We start from the raw sequence: 19,190 nt of genomic DNA, 5'->3' as shown, positions 1-19,190 counted from the left end.
ACGCTTGGCGCGCGACCCGCATCGAGTCGCGCCCTGTCCCTGCCGCCGCGCAGGACGCTCCCGAGAAGGATCGCCCATGCGGTTGCCGTTGGTCTCTCTGTTCGCCGCCTTGTCACTGAGCGTCGGCTCCGCGGCTCAGGCCGCCGACAACGCGCCCCCGCCCCAGGTCGAGGCCTGGCCTCTGCAACAGACCGGCGCCGTCGGCACGTCCATCTTCTTTCAGGACCGCGCGGCCGCCCGCGCCACCGACGCCCTGCTCGCCCGTTTCGACGGCAAGCCGCCCGAGGGTCTGATCGGCTGGATCGTGGTCCCGAACGGCGAGGATCAACTGGTCCGCTTCCTCATCGGCGACCCGTCCGCCCCGCTCCCCGGCTACGACATCCTGGTCGACAAGAACGGCCGCGCCGGCGCCGTCATCGAGGCGACCGGCGCCGCCCTGCCTGACGATCAGGCCGTGCGCTATTACGCGCGCAACACCGCCGCGTCAGGCATAGGCCAACTGCGCTGCGCCGCCCGCTACAACGCCGTGGTTCTGGACGATCCCGACGGCGACGGCTGGCTGGTCTGGCTGCTGGCCTCGACCACCGACGCGAACAAGGTGCCGATGGGCGGCCACTACCGCTTCCATATCAGCGCCGACGGCCGCACCGTCGAAAAGCGCGAACAGCTCTCCGGCGGCTGCCTCGACCTGGACCGCCGTCAGTCAGGCCAGAACGGCCAGCCCGTCGGCCTGGTCACCAACGTCATCGTCGCGCCCCAGCCGCTCGAGATCCACGTCTTCCTGTCCCTGCTGAACCGCCTGCCGATCTATGTCGCAGCGGGCGACAAGCTGTGGGGCGTCCAAGGCGCCCTGATCCGCGAGGTCGACACGTCGCAGAGGCGCTAGACCGCCATGCCGACGCCCGTTTTCGCGCTCGCGGACCTCTTTTCCAGCCTGACCCAGCCACTAGTCCTGGCCTTCTTTCTCAGCCTCTTTCCGCCCGGAACCTTTTCCCATGAGAAGGCCCTCGCAACGCCCCGCTGGCGGTTCACGGCCGTCGTCTTCCTTCTGACCCTGACCGCCAGCGTTCCAGCCTCCGTCGTGAAATCCGCCTTCCAGCGCGGCGCCGTCGCCTCCGGATCGGAGCACCCGATTCTGATCGGCGTCGCCGCCGGGCTCGCCATCCTGCTCCCGACCCTGGCCGTCCTCTTCATCCTGCTGCGCCGCGCCTCGTCGCCGCCCAGAGGGTAAGCCTCCCATGACCCGTTCCGCACGAGTTCGCGATTTTCTTTCCCGGCACTGGGCTGGTCAGCTTCTAACAGCTGCCTTTCTGCCCAGTTGGCTGTTGCTTATCGCCACCTCGGATCATGCCCCTCACCCGCTCGCTTCCTTCGCCGATGCGATACTGACCGGCATCACCGTCCTCGCCGGTCTTCTGGTTGTCGGCGTGTGGCTTTGGTCGCGAGACAGGCCCGGCGCGTTTGAGCAGCAGATCAAGGCCTGGACGCAGCCCATCCGAGAGGACAAATCCTACACCAGCCCCTGGAGCTTGCTGGGCGCCGCAGCCTTCTTCGCGGGCGGCCTACAGGTTCTCATGGATTTCGACATCTTCCGCCGCCTCCTCGCGGGCCTGGGCGTCGCTTCGATCTCCGCGTGGGAATCCCTGCTGACCTTGTGCGCGATCCAGCTTGCCTGCTTCTTCGCCCACAATCGCTGGCTCAACCGGCCCTGAATCTCGCCCCCGGCAACATGGGAAAGGTCACCAGCGACACCTCCCACAGCTCCACTTGGCTCAGCACCCGCAAGCGCCCGTCGCGCCGCGCCTTGGCGGCCCGAAATCCGATCGACAGCCCGTCCAGCGCCCCCGCCCGCGTCAGGGCGGCGGCGTAGCGCGCCTCGCCCGACCAGTCGCAGATGCGCCCTCGCACCCTCAATCCACGATGGTCCTCGACCATCTCGTCCCAGACGCCGACCACGGATCGGCTCTCATGCTGATGCAGCATCCGCACCCCGCCCGCGCCGGTCCTGGCCAGGCTGTCGGCGAAGGCGCCCTTCGCCACGACGTCCCCGTTCAGGTCGGCTGCGCCCCAAAGCGAGGCATAGCCTTCGATCATCATGACGCCCTTCTCCCTCCCCTTCATGGGGAGGGTGGCCGAGCCGTCTGGCGAGGTCGGGTGGGGGCGCTGCGGCGAGCCAGGCGCCGCCCCCTTCACTTCCAGCCCTCCCCACCCGGTCTCCGCTTCGCGTCGACCACCCTCCCCATGAAGGGGAGGGAGAAAACTGCGCTGCATCATTTCTCCTCCAGCCGCCGTTCGATCCGATCGACCGTCGCCCGCACCGCCTCGCCCTGGGCCTCCACCCGCGCCAGCCGCTCGGCCACCAGCCTCTGCTCGCCGACCCTCTGCTCCAGAGTCGCGATCCGCGCCGCCGCGCCGCCAGCCCAGACCAGCCCGCCGATGGTCTGCACCAGCAGGGCCGCGATCAGGGCGACCGGGACCTTCTTCACCTGTTCCATCACGCGCCCACCCCCGCCATGCGCCGCCGTTCTTCGTCCGTCAGGAAACTCGCCGCGTTCAGTCGCGCCCACAGCGCATCGCGCTCGACCTGCAAGGCCGGGACCGCATCCAGATCCGGCTCGATCCGGCAGTTGCTGAACCGCCCGCCCAGCCAGCCCGTCATCGCCCCCGCCGCCTTCCTCACCAGCGGGATCACCGTCCCGCGCCAGAAGGCGGCGTTGGCCTCGCGATAGTTGGCGTAGGTCGCATCGCCCGGTATCCCCAGCAGCTGCGGCGGCACCCCGAAGGCCAGGGCGATCTCCCGCGCCGCCGCGTGCTTGCCGGCGATGAAGTCCATGTCGTGCGGCGTCAGGCTCATCGGCTTCCAGTCCAGCCCGCCTTCCAGCAACAGAGGCCGCCCGGCGTTGCGCGCCCCCGCATGGGCCTCGCCCAGTTCGGCCTTCAGCGCCTCGAACTGCTCGCCCGTCAGCCGCTCGCCGTCCTTGGCGCCGTAAACCAGCGCCCCCGACGGCCGCGCCGCATTGTCCAGCAGCGCCTTGTTCCAGGCCCCCGAGGCGTTGTGCACGTCGATGGCGAAGGCCGCCGCCTCCAGCGGCGAGAAGCCGTAGTGATCGTCCGTCGGGTGGAACAGCTTCAAATGCATGACCGGCGACCAGCCGTCTGCGTGCCGCGCGATCCGCACCGCCTTCCCGCCGACTGCGTATTCATAGGCCTCGGGCCAGCCCGCCCGCCCCGGAACCACCTTCACCCGGTCCGGCCGCAGCGCCCACAGTTCATCCGGAACGCCGTCTCCATCGGCGTCCCCGGACGCCTCGACATAGGCGTTGCCCGCCGTCTGCAGCGCGCCATAGACGGCCTCCATCAACTCCCCGCCCGACTGCTCGGGATTGGGCTTGGCCAGCAGCGGCGCCAGCGGATGCTCCGTCGTCCGCACGCCCGCGACCATGACCATCAGCGGCGTCGAAGCCGCCGCCTCCGCGATCATCCGCACGCAGCGATAGGCCACGGCGTTCTTCGCAAACCCCTCCTCGGCCAGATGGGCGTAGTCCCGGGGCGTCCACCGCGCCCGGCCCGCGCCGGTCAGGGCGATCAGCGGCCCCGACCGGCTGTCCTTGGTTTCAGGCGCAGACACGCGCCGCCGACCGAACGGTCGTCGCCAATCCATGTGGTTCTCCATTTCCATCTTCCTTCTCCCCTTGAGGGAGAAGGTGGCCCGTCAGGGCCGGATGAGGGGTGTCGGCGCGAGGGTTGATCGGAAGCCATGCGCCAGCTTCCACGCACCCCTCATCCGTCTTGCTTCGCAAGCCACCTTCTCCCTCAAGGGGAGAAGGATCAGATCACAACGCCCGCAGCCTCGGCTGCGTCTTCCCGGCCAGCAACAGGTGGGTCAGCGCCCACACCAGGGCGTCCGCGCGGTCGGGGCTTTTCGCCCCCGGCGTCTCGCTGCCCAGCGCCATCATCTCTTCCTCCAGCGCCGGAAATGCGCCGCAGTGAACCACCCGCCCCTGCTCGTACAAGGCCGCCACCGGCTCCGCCCGCGCCTTCTTCGACCGGCTGGCGTGGACCAGCTTCACCTGCGCCGGACAGTCGGCCTGCCCCAGCAGGGTTCGCACCATCTCCCCGCCCTGATTGGCCTCGGCCAGCACCAGGTCGGCCTCGAACTCCGCTGCCGTCTCGGCCACGCGCCGCGCCCATCCGGCGGGCGACAGACCCCGCGCCGAACGGTCGGCCAGCACGTATCCCGTCTTGTCCTTCTTCCCCGCGACAACGATCCCGCAGGCGTCGCCGTGGGCGCTGGCCGGCGGGTCCACCGCCACCACCACCCGCTCGAACTTCGCCGGGCGGCTCCCCCGCGCCCGCGCCAGATCCTCGGCCCGGAACAGGGCGCCGTCGGCCTCGACGATCAGCCCCTCCATCTCCTGCGCCTCCAGCCGCGTCCCGGCGTAGAGGGCCTTCAGATGGCTCAGAAACCCCGGCGCCAAATTGTCGGTATTGGCCGCCGTCGCCAGCCGCGCCTTGACCACCCCCGGCTCGGACAGCAACCGCCGCAGCGCCGCGATCGGCCGCGGCGTCGTGGTGATCGCCAGCTTGGGATCGCTCCCCAGCCGCAGCCCGAACCTCAGGTTCGCCAGCGTCGCCTCCGCGTGCCGCCAGGCGCAGAACTCGTCCGCCCAGGCCGCATGAAACTGCGGCCCACGCAGACTGTCCGGGTCCTCCGCCGAGAAGGCGTAGGCCGCCGACCCTGACGGCCAGATCAGCCTTCGTCGCCCCGCCTCCCAGCGCGGCCGGTTGTCCCTCGCGGCCTGGGCTTTCAGCCCTGACGGCCCCTCGACCATGACCTCGCGCACGTCGTGCAGCGCCGGCCCGACCAGGGCGAAGGTCCAGTCCTTCTCCCGCGCCAGTTCATTCAGCCAGAACCCCCCGGCGAAGGTCTTGCCCGACCCCCGCCCGCCCAGCAGGATCCAGGTGCGCCAATCGACGTCACGCGGCGCGATCTGTTCGTCGTTCAGCCTCGGCGTCGCCCGGATCCATGCCCGCAACACTCGGATCTTCTCCTCGCGCGGCAGCGCCTCGATCCAGTCCCGCAGCAAGGGACTTGCGCTCGAAAGCTGCGACGAGATGATCGACACGGGCGAAGAATTCGGCCTGGAGCCCGGCCAGTTCGGCGTCGCTGACATCACGATCGTCTTCGCTCATTTCATCCTCTTCGGGGGTCTTGCGGGCGGGTCGCGACCGCAGGGCCGCCACCGCCTTGGCCGTCCGCGCCAGAACGCCGACGGCCCGCGCCCGCTTCTCGGCCTCCGCCACGTCGAGCGGCGCCTCGGCGGCCGCGACCACCGCGATCGCGTCGTCGGTCAGGGCCTTGAGCCGGTCGAACACCGCCTCCAGCCACCCCGTCTCGTCCCTTTTTCCCGCCATGCCTGAACCATAGCCGAGCAGCGTCCTCAGGCTGGCGAACAGCCGCCAGCACAGATCAATCCCGGGATTTTTCAGGGTTTGTGCGGCTCAGCTGCGACAGCCGTGACGGGATCACCTTCGATCCTCCCCTGAGGAGCGGGGGAGGGGGACCATCCGCAGGATGGCGGAGGGGGCGGGTGCAAGCTCGCGCTTGAAGGATCAGAGGCGGAGCCTGTCGCTCGCCCCCTCCACCGCTACGCGGTCCCCCTCCCCCGTCGCTGCGCGACAAGGGAGGATCAGGATTTTAGCTCGCCAGCGCCGCCGGATCGCCGCCGGCCAGCCAATGGGCCAGCGCCCCGGCCAGTTCGGGTATCTGGATCGGCTTGGCCAGATGCCCGTCCATGCCCGAGTCCAGGCAGCGCGCCACCTGGTCCGCCTGGACGTTGGCTGTCAGCGCCAGGATCGGCGTGCGATGCCCGCTCCCCGCCTGCATCCGTCGGATTTCCCGCGTCGCCGCCAGCCCGTCCATGACCGGCATGTGCACGTCCATCAGCACCAGGTCATAGCTGCCCGACTGCATGGCCTGCACCGCCTCGGCGCCGTCGCAGACCGTGTCGATCTCCAGTCCCAGACCGCGCAGGATGGCGCTGACCAGTTCCCGGTTCCCCGGCGCGTCGTCGGCCATCAGGATGCGCCCGCCGGCCAGACCGCCCGACGCCGCCATCTCGTCATTGCCGCCGGTCAGACCCGCAGCCGACCCGCCCTGGATCAGAGGCGTCTCGAACCAGAAGGTCGCCCCCTCGCCCGGCTTGCTATCGACGCCGATCTCGCCGCCCATGATCTCGATCAGCCGCCGCGAAATCGCCAGCCCCAGACCCGTGCCGCCATAGACCCGTGTGGTCGAAGCGTCGGCCTGTGAGAACCGTTCGAACAGGACCTCGATCTTCTCGGCCGGGATGCCGATGCCGGTGTCCGTCACCGCCACCCGCAGCCGCCAGCGCCCGTCGGGGTCTGGCGCTCCGCCGACCCGCAGCGTCACCCCGCCCTTGCCGGTGAACTTCACCGCATTGGACAGGAAGTTCAGCATCACCTGACGCAACCGTCCGGCGTCGCCGGTCAGCACCTCGGGCATGGCGGCGTCAGCCACCACCTTCAGGCTCAAGCCCTTGGCGACGCACTGGCCCTCGACGATGGCCGCCGCCCCATCGACCAGGGCCGCGACCTGGAAGGGCTCGGGATCCATCTCGATCGCGTTCGCTTCCAGCTTGGAATAGTCGAGGATGTCGTTGATCACCCCCAGCAGGGCCTCCGACGCCGTGGCGATGCGCTCCACATAGGTCCGCTCTTCGGGAGGCAGGGCCTCCGATCCCTGCAACAGGCCCGAAAAGCCGATCACGCTGGTCAGGGGCGTGCGCAGTTCGTGGCTCATGTTGGCCAGGAATTCGCTCTTGGCCTGGGCGGCCTTCTCGGCCCGCTCCTTGGCCTCGATGACCTGATCTTCCAGCACCCGCCGCTGGGTCATATCGCGGATCACCACCACCACGTCGTCGACATGGCCGTTCTCGTCCTTCAAGGCCTTGAAGGTGCACTCGACCCAGATGGTGTGACCCTTGCGGTGCACGGCGCGGTGCTCCAGCCGTGTCGGCGTCCCTGTCTTCACCGCCTCGCCGATGGCCTTCAGCACCAGATGGCGGTCCTCCGGGTGAACATAGTCCGTCGACTGCCCGCTCATCTCCTCGAAGGTCCAGCCCAGCAGTTGCTGGATGGCCGGCGAGATATATTTGCTCGACCCGTCCATCTTCACGCGGGTGATGACGTCGCCGATGTTTTCGGCCAGCAGGCGATAGCGGCCTTCGTCGCGCCGGGAGCGCGCCAGGACCTTTTCCTGCTCGGTGACGTCCTGGAAGACGCCGAACATGGCGACGACCCGCCCCGTCTCGTCGACCTCGGTCTCGGCGTGGGTCAGGACCCGCCGCTCTTCGCCGTCCGGCCGCACGATCTGCAGCTTGGCCATATAGCCCTCGCCGTCCTCCAGCCCCCGCTGGATCATCTCGGTCAGGGCCTGACGATCGCCTTCGACATAGAAGTCCAGCGCGCTGTCCAGATTGGGATCGAAGCTGTCCCGCTCGACCCCGTGGATGCGATAGACCTCGTCCGACCACTCGACGACGCCGGTATTGCGCTCCAGCCGCCAGTGACCGACGCCCGACATCTGCTCGACCAGCCGCAGGGTCTCCAGACGCTCGTCGCGGATGCGCGCGGCCTCGATGCCGGCGATGATGTCTTCGGCCATGCCGGCCAGCAGCCTGAGTTGCTCCTGCTCCCGATCGCTCGGCATCGGCAGGCTGTGGTCGTGCAGTACGCTCAGGGCGCCGATCGGCGCGCCGTCCGGCCCGCACACGGTCGCGGCGGCGAAGAACCTCAGATTGGCGTGCCCCGTGACGATGGGGTGGCCGTTGACGCGCGGGTCCAGGGTCGTGTCGGGGATCACCAGCACCGCCCCGCGTCCCATCGCGGTCACCAGGGGCGCCAGGCTATTCTCCCGCGGCGTCCGCGAGGAGCAAAGACCGGCGTTGGAACGGATGACGGCCTCGGTCGGCGTCAGCAGGGTCACCACCGCCGCCCGGCAGTCGAACATCGTCGCCGCCAGATCGACCAGCCGGTGGAACGGCCCGGCCGGCGCGTCGAGCGCCTCGATGCTCTTGGTGGTGAATGACAAAGGCGACCCCTCCCGTAGCCTTCCTTCTCGCCGATACGGGCGAACGAAACGTTATCAGCCTGGGTTTTTCGACCCGCGTTCGACCATCCATTCCGGCGCTTCGAAGTCCAGGGCGTCCTCCTCGGTGACCAGGGCCGTCTCGGAAATCGTCTGGCGGCGGATCGAGACCCCGGCGGTATGCACCGTCTCGGGATCGCCCGAGACCAGCGGATGCCACCAGGCCAGTCCCCGCCCCTCATGCACCCGGCGATAGCCGCACGACGGCGGCAGCCAGCGCAGCCCCCCGATCTTTCCGGGCGTCAGCTTGATGCAGTCCGGCACGTGCTCCTGCCGGTTGGCGTAGTCCGAGCAGGTGCACCTGTCCGGGTCGAACAGCTTGCAGTGCACCCGCGTCGGCACGATCTCGCCGGTGTTCTCGTCCTCGAAGCGAATGACGCAGCACAGGCCGCACCCGTCGCACAGGCTCTCCCACTCGGCGGCCGACATCTCCGTCAGCGGTGTTGTTTCCCAGAAGGGTTTCATGGGCGGGGCCTATACGCCCCCCGCACGCCCCTGTCGCCCTTCAGTGCGTCACGCTCTTCGAGAACAGGTTGATCACCACCACCCCGCCCACGATCATCACCAGACCGATCACCGCCGGCAGGTCCAGCTTCTGCTTGAACAGGAACAGGCCGATCACCGAGATCAGCACCACCCCCAGCCCGCTCCAGATGGCGTAGGCCAGGCCCACCGGCATCTGCTTCAACGCAATGGTCAGCAGGTAGAAGGCCAGGCCGTAGCACAGCGCCAGCCCGACCGTCGGCCAGAGCCGGGTGAACTGCTGCGACTGCTGCAACAGGGTCGTGCCCATGACTTCAAAGCCGATGGCGCCCAGCAGGGCGGCCCAGGTGACGGGGTTCATTCGCCGCCTTCAAGCTCGTTCTGGGCCTCGGTCAGGATGCTGCCCGGCGTCAGCAGGGACAGCAGGGCCTTGCGCTGTTCCGGCGACACCTCATGGGTGCCGAACAGGTCGCTCATCCACAGGCCGTCGGCGATCAGCCGCAGCATCAGGGCGTCGTCCTTGCCCGCCGGATCGACCGGATCGTCCTCGGCCAGAGCCTGCATCGCCGCCCGCCAGCGTGCGATCAGGCTCGGCTCCACCGCACAGGCCACCAGCGCCGCCCGGCCGATGCTGACGTCGCGCTCGGTCACCGGCTCGTTGACCGTGGCCCGCAGATAGGCCCGCGCATTGCGGCCATAGGGATTGGGATCGCGCGCCGCCTCGGCCAGGATGGCCGCCGTCATCTCCGACGCCAGGTGGTCGATCACCCCCTCCAGCAAGGCCAGCTTGGTCGGGAAATGATGCAGCAGGGCGCCCTTGCTGAAGGGCAGGCGCGCCACCACGGCGTCCAGCTTCAGCCCGGTCGCCCCCTCCTCGGCGGCGGCCTCGATGGCCATGTCGATGATCTCGGCGCGGGTGGCTTCCGGCGCGCGGCGGCGGGTCGGGATGTCCATATCGCACTCAATACCGTCCAGTTGGTATGTAATCAAGCGATGGCCTGTCACACCCCCTTCGGTCTATAGGGACGGCCCTCCTTCCCGCTTTATCGGTCGCATCGTCTTCATGGCTGCTCGCCCCCCTCTCGTCGCCCTCAAGGACGTCCGTCTGCAGGATGGTCAGCGCCCGCTGTTCGACGGGGTCGATCTGGCGGTCGAGCCGCGCAGCCGCGCCGCCGTCGTCGGCCGCAACGGGGCCGGCAAGTCGACCCTGATGAAGATCGTCATCGGCCTGATCGAGGCCGACAGCGGCGACCGCGCCGTTCAGGCCGGCGCCCGCTTCGCCTATGTGCCCCAGGAGCCCGACATCACCGGCGAGACCGTGCTGGACTACGCCGCTTCAGGCGGGGCCGAGCGCTGGACCGCCGAGAGCTGGCTTGAAACCTTCGGCCTGTCGCCGTCCAAGTCGACCCAGGGCCTCTCCGGCGGCGAGACCCGCCGCGCCGCCCTCGCCAAGGCCTTCGCCGAGGAGCCCGACGTCCTGCTGCTGGACGAGCCGACCAACCACCTCGACATCCTGGCCATCGAACTGCTGGAGAACGAGCTGGTCCAGGCCCGCTTCGCCGTTCTGGTCGTCAGCCACGACCGCGCCTTCCTGAACAAGGTGACCAACACCGTCCACTGGCTGGACAACCGCCGCGTCCGCACCCTGAACAAGGGCTTCGACGCCTTCGACGACTGGGCCGCCAAGGTTCAGGAAGAAGAGGCCCTCGCCCTCGAGAAACTGACCAAGACCATCGAGCGCGAGACCGAGACCTTCTACCGCTCCATCACCGCGCGACGCACCCGCAACGAAGGCCGCGCCCGCAATCTGGCCGCCCTGCGCGCCGAACGCGCCGAGAAGATGAAGGACGTCCCGCGCGACCTCTATCTGGGGGTCGATTCCGGCGCGGTGTCGGGCAAGCTGGTGGCCGAGCTGAAGGGCGTGACCAAGGTCTTCGGCGACCGCGTTATCTTCAAGAACCTGACCACCCGCGTCATGCGCGGCGACCGTCTGGCCATCGTCGGCCCGAACGGCGCGGGCAAGACCACCCTGGTCAAGACCCTGCTGGGCGAGCTGGCGCCCGACGAGGGGACCATCCGCCTCGGCGCCAATCTGGAGCCCGTCTATCTGGATCAGTCGCGCGAGGGGCTGAAGTCGGACATGACCCTGTGGGACGCCCTGACGCCCGGCGGCGGCGACAGCATCATCGTGCGCGGCTTCTCCAAGCACGTCGCCGCCTACGCCAAGGACTTCCTGTTCCAGGAAAGCCAGCTGCGCCAGCCGATCTCGACCCTCTCGGGCGGCGAGCGCAACCGCCTGCTGCTGGCGCGCGCCCTGGCCAAGCCCGCCAACATGCTGGTCCTCGACGAACCGACCAACGACCTCGACATGGACACCCTCGACAAACTGGAAGAGCTGCTCGAGGGCTATGACGGCACCCTGATCCTGGTCAGCCACGACCGCGACTTCGTCGACCGCCTGGCCACCTCGACCATCGCCATGAACGGACGCGGCGACATCGTCGAAACCCCCGGCGGCTGGCAGGACTTCCTGCGCCAGAACCCCACCTTCCTCGCCCCGCCCCCGACCCACGCGGAAACGGCCCCAGGGGCGCGTCGGGTCGAGAAGGCGGAGCCTTCTGACCGCGCCCCCAAGAAGACTGCCAAACTCTCGTACAAGGACGCCCGCCGTCTGGAAGAGGTCGAAAAGGTGATGGAGACCCTGCCGGTCGAGATCGCCAGGCAGGACGCCATCCTCGCCGACCAGAGCCTCTACACCCGCGACCCCGCCGCCTTCGACCGCGCCATGAAGGCCGCCGACAAGGCCCGCGCCGACCTCGAAGCCGCCGAACTGGACTGGCTGGAGTTGGAAGAGAAGAAGGCAGCCCTGGCGGGTTAGGGCAGCGGTCCGCAGCAGACAATTCAGAAGGCCGCTAAGGGTGGTTAGCGGACGTGCAAACGGCCCCGCCGTTGCCGACGGGGCCGTAAGATAGACGGCAGAAAACGCTTAGGCGAATTGGCGACGTCGCTGGATATAGAGCGCGGCTCCGCCGGCCAGGATCGTGCCGAACAGGATCATGGCCCATTCCGTCATCGTGGGCACGGCGGCAGGAGGTGCTGCGACCTGAGTGACGGTAAAGGCCAGATCGACGTTTATGTCAGAATTGTTGTAATTGCTTAGCATAGTACCCCCTGCGTAGGAATCAATATTCGCTGACATCTCCACGTATGCATCAAATGCAAAGGTGTACACATGGCCCGCTACGACGGGCAGCGGGGTTGCGAGAACTATGGTCTGAAACCCGGCGGCATCGCTTCCCTGATCAACGAGGGTGACAGCCTGCGACGAAACCGCGCTTGCATTGCTGCCGGTTGCGCCGCTGCCGGCGCCGTTGAAGAAGTAGACTGTCGTAGCGATATTGGTACGCGAGCGTACTTGGATTTCAGTCACCGTCCCCGTGGCCGTCGCCGTAAAGTTCTGGCCCAATCCCGCTGATCCAACGGGTCCGACTCCATTCGGCTGTGAAATCACTTGGGCCGAGCGGTCCCTGCGGCTAGCGTGACAAGAACTGCACACAGGGCAGCGAACAGGTTGCGGAACATTAGAGACTCCCCCAGAAATGAAGGTTACCCTCTGGCAACCTTCACCATAGAGGTCAATCGACAATCAACGTTCTATAATAAGTCAACGTCAAAATGTGCGTGGCGTGAGTCAGCCTGAAACTAGGCTAAACAATCGCCAAACTGTCTTGAGCGATGATGCTCTTCACACCTATGCTCTTTAGGTTCGCAATGGGTCGAAAGCAGACCCCATCCTGCGCCCCGAAAGCGGCCCCTACCGCCAGGCCACGATCAGCCCCAGGCTGAACACCAGAGCCGAGGCCCCGGCATAGGCGGCCAGGGCGATGACGCCCGCTGTGACCGGGCCACGGCCGCACTCGCGGCGCAGCCAGACCGCCTCGACCGCGATGTACCAGACCGTTGTCGCCGCAATGACCAGGCCCCCCGCCGCGACGGTCAGATCGCTGTTCGCACGCAGCCCGATGCTGCCCATACTGATCAGGATGGCGGTCGCCCCGGCCAGATAGCACTGGGCGAAGAAGGGGGCGCGCAGGCTCTCCCGGTCGATCCGCTTGCCCGTCAGCCTGAGCGCCAGCCAGGCGAAGATCACGGCATAGAGGCTGAACAACAGGGCCCGGAACGCCAGCAGCGCCTGCTCATTGCCCGTCACCAGCCGCCCGAGGGCCGAGGTTCCCTGTTCGACGCCCAGCCCGAAGGCCAGCTCGGCGCCGTGGGCCAGCAGGATGCTGAGCACCAGAAACAGCGGCGGGCTCAGGGTCTCCAGATACTGCTGCTCGGGCCGGTCGCGCTGCTCGCTGTCGGAATACCGCATCGTCCGTAGCGGCCGCATCACGGTCATCCAGAGGGCGCGCGGATAGAAGAGCAGCCAGGAGATGACTTCATACAGAAGCTCCTCCACCGATCGCAGAATGGTCAGGACGTTCATGCGCCACCCCCGTGCGGGGCCACGATAGCAGACTCGTCCGTCCTGTCTGCCGGGAGACGCGAGGACGGCCCGACGGTCGGTCGGCCGCCCCCTTGCGTCACGCCTCTATCAGCGCAGCACCTGCTCCGCGTCCGCCAGGACCACGTCGTGCATCTGGTTCAGATAGGCCTCGTAGTAGCCCTTGTGCGAGGCGCCCACGAGGGTCAGCATCTTCACGCCCGGCTTCACACCCATCACGTCGCGCATATTGGCGACCATGCGCAGGTTCCGCGTCTCATAGGACGCCAGATACATGCGGCCGAAACCCTCGGGCGAGGGGTCCTTCTGGGCCGCGCCGAAGTCGCTCTCATAGGCCCGGCGCATCGCCTCGGGGCTGTTGTAATAGCGGTAGAGGTTCATCAGGCCGTCGGGTTGCGACAGCCCGGCGTCCAACGGCGCCTCGGCCGTCTTGCGCTCTTCGCTCGCCGGATTGTTCCAGACCTGGCGGATGGCCCGGACGAAGCCCTTGATGTCCGCCGGATAGCGATCGGCCGAGTGGTCGTCGACGCTCCACACCCGCTCCAGCCCCAGCCGCGCGGCCAGGACGGCGGCGACGGAATCGCTCTCGTTGATGCTGTCGATCTGCGTGTTCAGCTGCGCGACCAGGACCGCGTCCAGCCCCTCGCCCTCGCGGCGCTCGGCCGGGCTGAGGCGCAGCCACTGAACGAAGGCCGAGGTCGGCTCGCCCGCCGCCAGGAAGACCGCCGCCAGACGGCGACGCTGCTCGGGGCTCGGCGCCGCGGGCCATTCCGCCAGCAGGCGCTCGGCCTCGGCGTTGGCCGCCGGGACGTCCAGCCCCGCCTGCTGGCCGGCGTGGCTGACGTCCGGGCAATAGTCGCTGATCGAGATGGCGTAGCGCTGCGGATAGCGGCGCATGGCGTCGCATTGCAGGCCCGAGACGTTCTCGACGGCGATCACCTCCGGCGCCCAGGCCGCCAGACGATCCAGCAAGGGCGTCAGCATCTCGGCCTTCACCGCGCCGCCCATCTGGGCCAGGTGGGGCGAGCCCACCACCAGCACCTGATTGACCGGCCCCGCGGGCGGCCCCTTCAGTTGATCCGGCTGGAAGGCGGGACGATAGGTCTGGGCGGCGGCCGTCCCCGTCAGAGCGAGGGCGACGCCGAGCGCCAGAAGACCGGCGGAAGAACGGATGGAAATCACGGGAACAGCCTTGAGGGATCGACGCGCCGTCGACGACGCAAGCGCAGCCATTAAAGCGAATCCGGTCCGCCGCCCCGTTAAATCCCGCTCATTAACGCCAAGGGTGGCTTTCCTGTGGACAGTCGCAAACCCTTGATCCGCGAATGCGAATTCCGTCCGTCCACAGATATCCACAGACTTGCCCACCGGGGCCGGGACGATTCCGCACAGCCAGCCGAATTCGGGCGCTTGCCGAATAGCGGATTCCGCGAGAACGTCAACAGGCCAACGGGACACGGCGGCGCGGAAATCCAAGATCCAGCAATGGGTTAGAGGGTTTCAAGCGAACCGGTCCGGCTCTCTGACCCAGGGTCCCAAAGCCTCTTCGGAGGACGCGGAGACACCGAGGCAGGGCCACAGGCTCCCGATCCTTCAGCGCCTCGGCGCGGGGATCACGGAGAACCAGGCCGGGATCGAAGACGACGCGTCCCGACGACGCGCCCGACACGACCAGGGGCCGCCAGGAGACCAGCCGACGCCGCCGGGTTCGCCCGAAAGCGCCGCAGCGAAATCGGTTCGGACGCTCGCGTCCCTATGCGGGTATTCGCTTCGGAGAAAAGGCCAGGCCCTGACCCGAACGGCCAGGTCCAACCCGGACTTGGCGAGGGGACGTGATCGGGCTTCGGCCAGGGTCGCGTCCCCTCGCTCAATTCCGCTCGCTGAAAATCCCCTGGCCTGGTTCCAGTGTGCAGTGCGGCGCCGCCGACCTTTCCAAGTCCGCCGCCGCCGCCTAAACCATCCCTCAATGACCTTCGACCGACTCTCCCGCCGCAATCTGCTGCTGGGCGCCGCCGGCCTGACCGCCGTCAGCACCCTGTCCGCCTGTGGTCGCGCCGAGGCCCCGGTCGACGAATCCGGCCGGGTTCGCCTGCGCGTGGCCGCCGGGGGGCCGGTCACCGCCGCTCACGGCGGCTTCTATCAGGCCATCGCCACCGGGGCCTATGAGCGGCGCGGCCTGAACGTCGAAATCCTGACCGGCGCCGCCGGGGCCGACGTCCCCGCCCTGCTGGCCGCCAGCGCGGTGGAACTGGCCCTCGGCGTCGACAGCTTCGCCCCCATGCGGCTGATCGCCGACCGCGCCCCGGTCAAGGCCGTCGCCGCCTTCCTGCAAAAGGACCCCGTGGTCCTGATGGCCCGGCCCAACCAGCCGCTGGAGACCCTGTCGGCCCTGCGCGACCGCCCCATCCTGATGAGCCCCGCCGACCAGGCCGGATTCTGGAACTGGCTGCGGACCCGCTTCGAACTGGCGTCCGATCAGGTCCGCCCCGGCACGCCGGAGGACAACCTCAAGGCCTTCCGCGACGACCCGAAATCAGTTCTGGTCGGCCGACTGACGACGGGCGATCCCTCCATGATCGCGCGCGAGACCGGGTTCCAGCCGCGCGTCCTGGTCCCGGCCGACGACGGCTATCCCTCCTACGCCGGCCTGGTTCTGGCCCCCAATGCCTTCGCCCGCGACAACGCCCGGGCCCTGCGCGACTTCATCGCCGCCTCGGTCGAGGGCTGGCGCGACTATGTCCACGGCGACGGGTCCAAGGGCGACGCCCTGATCCGCCGCGCCAACCCCGAGCTGAACCAGCGGCTACTCAACGCCGTGCGCGACAGCCTGCGCACCGAGGCCGTGGTCGACGGCGGCGACGCGGCCCTCTACGGCCTGGGGACCATGACCCCCGACCGCTGGCAGGCCTTCGCCGAACAGACCGAGGCCTCCTATCCCTCGCCCCCCGACTGGCGCGAGGCCTTCACCACCCAGTACCTGCCCGGTCGCGGCTAGGCGCGTTAGCAGCGGATTAAGTCGTGCGCGCCTAGTCTGCCGACTGAACGCCGACCGCAGCAGGAGGCCGTCCGTGCGACGCCCGCCGATCACCGCCATCCTGACCGCCGGGGCCTGCGCCCTGGGCCTGGCCGCGCCCGCCGCGGCCCAGACGCCTGCGCCCCAGTCTGCTGCGCCCCAGTCGACTGCACCCTCCAGCGCCAACGCCGCCGGCCTGCGTTACCTGTCCTGGCCGGGTCGCGCCTACCGCCCCGTCCCCTCCGCCCCGGCGCCCGAGGCCGCGGGGGTCGACGAAGCCGCGCCCGTCGTCGCCGCATCCTCGCCCGGCCGTCCGCCCATCATCCCCCACGGAGGCCATCCCGCCCCCGCCGCCGCGCCCGCCTTGAGCGCCGCTTCGCGTCAGGGCCTGACGCCCGCCAGCGCCTGGATCGGCTCCCAGGCCCCTGCCTATGCGCCGCAGCCCGCCCCGACCGTCGAGGCCCCGGCGGCCCAGCCCGCGCCGGTCGTCGCGCCCGCCCCCGCCCCCTGGAGCCGCACGCGCGCCATCGCGCCCGCGCCGCCTCCCGCACCAGCCCCCGCTTCCGGGACCCCGACCGGCTACTTCGCGGAGACCGCCGAGGCGGCGCCGCCTTCGCCGCCGGTAGCGATCTCTCGCCCCGCGCCCTCACGGCCGATGCCTGCCGCCCCTGCGCCGCGCGCGGAGCCGACGCCCGCGCCGGCCCCGGTCGCCGCCGCGCCGATCGTCGAGGCCCCGCTCCCGGAGGCGCCCGCGCCCGAGGCCGCCGCCGACCCCATGGCGCCGCGTCGCGACGCACCGATCTTCCGACTGCAAAGACCGGCCCCGTCCGAGCAGGCCCAACCGCAGGCCCAACCGCAGGCCCAGGCAGCCGCGCCTGCCGCGCCTGCCGCGGACGGCGGCGCCCGCTATTATTCGGTCCACCGCCAGGCCGGGCGCCAGCCCGACGCCACCCCCCTGCCCGCGCCGGTCTATCTGGACGCCCTGCCGGTGGAACTGAGCTCCACGCCCGCCTCGACCGACCTGGCCGAACCGCCCGCCGCCCCCAATCTGATCCGCAACGCGAACGGCCGTCTCCAGGCCCTGCCCGCCAACGAAGACCCGATCCTGCCATGAGCGACGGCGCCGCCCTGCCCCCGGCTACTGACGCCGACTCGCGTCTGCCCGACCTGATCGCCCTCGCCAAGGAGCCCTCCAGCGAGAAGCGACGCGCCCTGCTGCGCGAACTGACCGACACCTTCTTCGGCGCCGCCGAGCGCACCGAGGCCGAAACCGCCCTCTATGGCGCGGTGTTCAGCGACCTGACCGACGCCATGGAGGTCGCGGTCCGCGCCGAACTGGCCGAGCGTTTCGCCGCCGCTCCGGACGCCCCGCGCCAACTGATCCGCCGCCTCGCCAACGACGAGGCGGAGTCCGTGGCCCATCCGGTGCTGCGCGCCTCGCCGGTCCTGACCGAGGCCGACCTGATCCACGTCATCCGCTCGCGCGGCCAGGGCCACATCCGCGCCGTCAGCCAGCGCGCCTCGGTGTCCGAGGCTGTGTCCGACGCCATTGTCGAACGCGGCGACGACGAGACCCTGGGCGTGTTGCTGGGCAACGACGGCGCCCAGATGTCGCGCGCCGCCTGCGAGGCCGCCGTCGAGCGCGCCCGCGCCAACCCGGCCCTGCACGCCCCCACGGTCGAGCGCGCCAGCCTGCCCGCCGACCTGCTCAACGAGATGTATTTCGAGGTCGAGGCCCGCCTGCGTCAGCGCATTCTGGAACAGAACGCCCGCATGGATCCGGCGCTGCTCGAAAGCGCCCTGGCCGCCGGACGCACCCGCGTCGCCACCGACGACGGCGCCCTGCCGCCCGACTACGCCGAGAGCCTGGCCTATGTCGAGGAACTGAACGTCGCCAGCCAGCTGACCCCGCCGGTCCTGGCCCGCTTCCTGCGCTCGGGCAGCCGGACCTCCTTCCTGATCGCCCTGTCGCAACTGGCCGACATCGACTTCCACACCGCCCGCCAGATCGTCGAGCGGCGCGAACTGGACGCCCTGGCCGTGGTCTGCAAGGCCGCCGACCTGGATCGCGCCCTGTTCCTGACCTATGCCGTGGTCCTGCTCAACACCGACGGCGACGCCATGGGCAAGGCTCGCGCCTACGCCGGCATGTACAACGACCTGACCGTCGAGGCCGCCCAGCGCACCCTGCGCTTCTGGCGCATGCGCAAGGCCATGCACGCGGCGTAAAGACCCAGAGGCGCAACGCCTCTCCCTCCCCTTCATGGGGAGGGTGGTCGCGCAGCGACCGGGTGGGGAGGGCGTGGCGATACCGAACGCAGGGTCTGACTTGCCGAAGCGCCCCCACTCGTCTGACGCTTCGCGTCAGCCACCCTCCCCCAAGTGGGAGGCAGAAACGGCGCAAAACAAAACGCCCGCCCTCCTTTCGGAAGACGGGCGCTGCATCCAGCCTTGAAAGGCCGGTCTTACTTCTTGGCGCGGGTGGCGCGGGCCGGTTTGCGGCCGCCCTGGCCCAGGCCCATCTGCTTGGCCAGGTCCGAACGGGCCTTGGCGTAGTTCGGGGCGACCATGGGATAGTCCTTGGCCAGGCCCCACTTCGCCCGGTATTCCTCGGGGCTCATGTTGTATTTGGTGCGCAGGTGGCGCTTCAGCGACTTGAACTTGCGGCCGTCTTCCAGGCAGATCAGGAAGTCGGGCGTAATCGACTTGCGCACCGGAACCGCCGGTTCCTTGGGCTCGGGCTCGACTTCCACCGGCGCCGAAGACACGCCGGACAAGGCCGCGTGAATCTGGGCGATCAGGCCGGGCACAGCGTCAGCCGAGACGGTGTTGTTGCTGACATAGGCCGACACGATGTCCGCCGTCATTTCCAGCAGTTCGGGTTTTTCTTCCATGGGGGTCGCCTGTTGCAGGAGCCAAACACGTTCGACTGATCAATCCCGACCCGTCGGAGGTTGGTTTCATACGTATGTTTGTCGAATATGGCAATGCAAGCATAGAACCGCGTCCTGCAGGCGCAT

Annotated in this window: 20 protein-coding genes; 7 read left to right on the top strand and 13 right to left on the bottom strand. The window is 69.0% G+C overall.

Annotated features, from left to right (window positions below):
- The first annotated feature begins 76 nt into the window (after nucleotides 1–76).
- The 3 genes from ACFYLW_RS02310 to ACFYLW_RS02300 are packed head-to-tail and all read left to right on the top strand — an operon-like array spanning nucleotide 77 to nucleotide 1,712.
- Complete coding sequence (locus tag ACFYLW_RS02310; RefSeq protein WP_390182681.1) at nucleotides 77–886, top strand: hypothetical protein; 810 nt, start codon at nucleotides 77–79, stop codon at nucleotides 884–886.
- Between the two features lie 6 nt (nucleotides 887–892).
- Nucleotides 893–1,231: a hypothetical protein gene (locus tag ACFYLW_RS02305; RefSeq protein WP_390182680.1), complete on the top strand. Its 339-nt coding sequence runs from the start codon at nucleotides 893–895 to the stop codon at nucleotides 1,229–1,231.
- 7 nt (nucleotides 1,232–1,238) lie between these two features.
- Nucleotides 1,239–1,712: a hypothetical protein gene (locus ACFYLW_RS02300; RefSeq protein WP_390182679.1), complete on the top strand. Its 474-nt coding sequence runs from the start codon at nucleotides 1,239–1,241 to the stop codon at nucleotides 1,710–1,712.
- On the opposite strand, the gene ACFYLW_RS02295 is transcribed toward ACFYLW_RS02300, so the two are convergent.
- The 9 genes from ACFYLW_RS02295 to ACFYLW_RS02255 form a co-directional block, all read right to left on the bottom strand.
- The gene (locus tag ACFYLW_RS02295) at nucleotides 1,699–2,121 is read right to left on the bottom strand and encodes an HK97 family phage prohead protease (protein ID WP_390182678.1); all 423 of its coding nucleotides are present in this window, start codon (nucleotides 2,119–2,121) and stop codon (nucleotides 1,699–1,701) included. The two genes, ACFYLW_RS02300 and ACFYLW_RS02295, sit on opposite strands and share 14 nt — an antisense overlap.
- 149 nt (nucleotides 2,122–2,270) lie before the next feature.
- Complete coding sequence (locus ACFYLW_RS02290; protein ID WP_313472226.1) at nucleotides 2,271–2,495, bottom strand: hypothetical protein; 225 nt, start codon at nucleotides 2,493–2,495, stop codon at nucleotides 2,271–2,273.
- Nucleotides 2,495–3,673 carry a phage portal protein gene (locus tag ACFYLW_RS02285; protein ID WP_390182869.1) on the bottom strand — a complete coding sequence of 393 codons (1,179 nt, stop codon included), beginning with the start codon at nucleotides 3,671–3,673 and terminating at the stop codon, nucleotides 2,495–2,497. The genes ACFYLW_RS02290 and ACFYLW_RS02285 overlap by 1 nt, the downstream gene beginning before the upstream one ends.
- A 160-nt stretch (nucleotides 3,674–3,833) precedes the next feature.
- Nucleotides 3,834–5,039, bottom strand: coding sequence for a DNA-packaging protein (locus tag ACFYLW_RS02280; protein WP_390182677.1), 1,206 nt, complete (start codon nucleotides 5,037–5,039; stop codon nucleotides 3,834–3,836).
- Entirely contained in the window at nucleotides 4,978–5,415 is a 438-nt protein-coding gene (locus ACFYLW_RS02275) for a hypothetical protein (RefSeq protein WP_313103858.1), read from the bottom strand. The genes ACFYLW_RS02280 and ACFYLW_RS02275 overlap by 62 nt, the downstream gene beginning before the upstream one ends.
- Before the next feature lie 283 nt (nucleotides 5,416–5,698).
- Nucleotides 5,699–8,113, bottom strand: coding sequence for a PAS domain-containing protein (locus ACFYLW_RS02270; protein WP_313103857.1), 2,415 nt, complete (start codon nucleotides 8,111–8,113; stop codon nucleotides 5,699–5,701).
- A 54-nt stretch (nucleotides 8,114–8,167) separates the two neighbouring features.
- Nucleotides 8,168–8,635, bottom strand: a complete 468-nt coding sequence (locus tag ACFYLW_RS02265; protein ID WP_390182676.1) for a YcgN family cysteine cluster protein — start codon at nucleotides 8,633–8,635, stop codon at nucleotides 8,168–8,170.
- Nucleotides 8,636–8,675: 40 nt separating this feature from the next.
- A complete protein-coding gene (locus ACFYLW_RS02260) occupies nucleotides 8,676–9,014 on the bottom strand; it encodes an SMR family transporter (RefSeq protein ID WP_292084168.1) in 339 nt (112 codons plus the stop codon).
- On the bottom strand, nucleotides 9,011–9,607 hold the full coding sequence (locus ACFYLW_RS02255) for a TetR family transcriptional regulator (protein ID WP_390182675.1): 597 nt from the start codon (nucleotides 9,605–9,607) through the stop codon (nucleotides 9,011–9,013). The genes ACFYLW_RS02260 and ACFYLW_RS02255 overlap by 4 nt, the downstream gene beginning before the upstream one ends.
- A gap of 109 nt (nucleotides 9,608–9,716) precedes the next feature.
- Between ACFYLW_RS02255 and ACFYLW_RS02250 the strand changes: the two genes are divergently transcribed.
- Nucleotides 9,717–11,531, top strand: a complete 1,815-nt coding sequence (locus ACFYLW_RS02250; RefSeq protein WP_390182674.1) for an ABC-F family ATP-binding cassette domain-containing protein — start codon at nucleotides 9,717–9,719, stop codon at nucleotides 11,529–11,531.
- Nucleotides 11,532–11,639: 108 nt separating this feature from the next.
- Here the strand turns inward: ACFYLW_RS02250 and ACFYLW_RS02245 are convergent, their stop codons facing one another.
- From ACFYLW_RS02245 to ACFYLW_RS02235, 3 genes are all read right to left on the bottom strand, one after another.
- The gene (locus ACFYLW_RS02245) at nucleotides 11,640–12,119 is read right to left on the bottom strand and encodes an IPTL-CTERM sorting domain-containing protein (RefSeq protein WP_390182673.1); all 480 of its coding nucleotides are present in this window, start codon (nucleotides 12,117–12,119) and stop codon (nucleotides 11,640–11,642) included.
- 348 nt (nucleotides 12,120–12,467) lie between these two features.
- On the bottom strand, nucleotides 12,468–13,139 hold the full coding sequence (locus ACFYLW_RS02240) for a hypothetical protein (RefSeq protein WP_390182672.1): 672 nt from the start codon (nucleotides 13,137–13,139) through the stop codon (nucleotides 12,468–12,470).
- A 108-nt stretch (nucleotides 13,140–13,247) separates the two neighbouring features.
- Complete coding sequence (locus tag ACFYLW_RS02235; RefSeq protein WP_390182671.1) at nucleotides 13,248–14,339, bottom strand: DUF5694 domain-containing protein; 1,092 nt, start codon at nucleotides 14,337–14,339, stop codon at nucleotides 13,248–13,250.
- 784 nt (nucleotides 14,340–15,123) lie between these two features.
- Between ACFYLW_RS02235 and ACFYLW_RS02230 the strand changes: the two genes are divergently transcribed.
- The 3 genes from ACFYLW_RS02230 to ACFYLW_RS02220 all read left to right on the top strand — a co-directional run bounded on the left by ACFYLW_RS02230 (nucleotide 15,124) and on the right by ACFYLW_RS02220 (nucleotide 18,399).
- Nucleotides 15,124–16,152, top strand: coding sequence for an ABC transporter substrate-binding protein (locus tag ACFYLW_RS02230; protein ID WP_390182669.1), 1,029 nt, complete (start codon nucleotides 15,124–15,126; stop codon nucleotides 16,150–16,152).
- A 73-nt stretch (nucleotides 16,153–16,225) separates the two neighbouring features.
- Nucleotides 16,226–17,284, top strand: a complete 1,059-nt coding sequence (locus ACFYLW_RS02225; protein WP_390182668.1) for a hypothetical protein — start codon at nucleotides 16,226–16,228, stop codon at nucleotides 17,282–17,284.
- Nucleotides 17,281–18,399, top strand: coding sequence for a DUF2336 domain-containing protein (locus ACFYLW_RS02220; protein WP_292084177.1), 1,119 nt, complete (start codon nucleotides 17,281–17,283; stop codon nucleotides 18,397–18,399). Before ACFYLW_RS02225 ends, ACFYLW_RS02220 begins: the two co-directional genes overlap by 4 nt.
- A 236-nt stretch (nucleotides 18,400–18,635) precedes the next feature.
- On the opposite strand, the gene ACFYLW_RS02215 is transcribed toward ACFYLW_RS02220, so the two are convergent.
- Nucleotides 18,636–19,064, bottom strand: a complete 429-nt coding sequence (locus ACFYLW_RS02215; RefSeq protein WP_292084178.1) for a MucR family transcriptional regulator — start codon at nucleotides 19,062–19,064, stop codon at nucleotides 18,636–18,638.
- Nucleotides 19,065–19,190 lie beyond the last annotated feature (126 nt).

The sequence above is a fragment of the Brevundimonas sp. NPDC007368 genome, assembly GCF_042869015.1.
GTDB lineage: Bacteria > Pseudomonadota > Alphaproteobacteria > Caulobacterales > Caulobacteraceae > Brevundimonas.
Note: the sequence above shows the minus strand (reverse complement) of the source record. Positions and strands in the feature narration are given on the sequence as shown.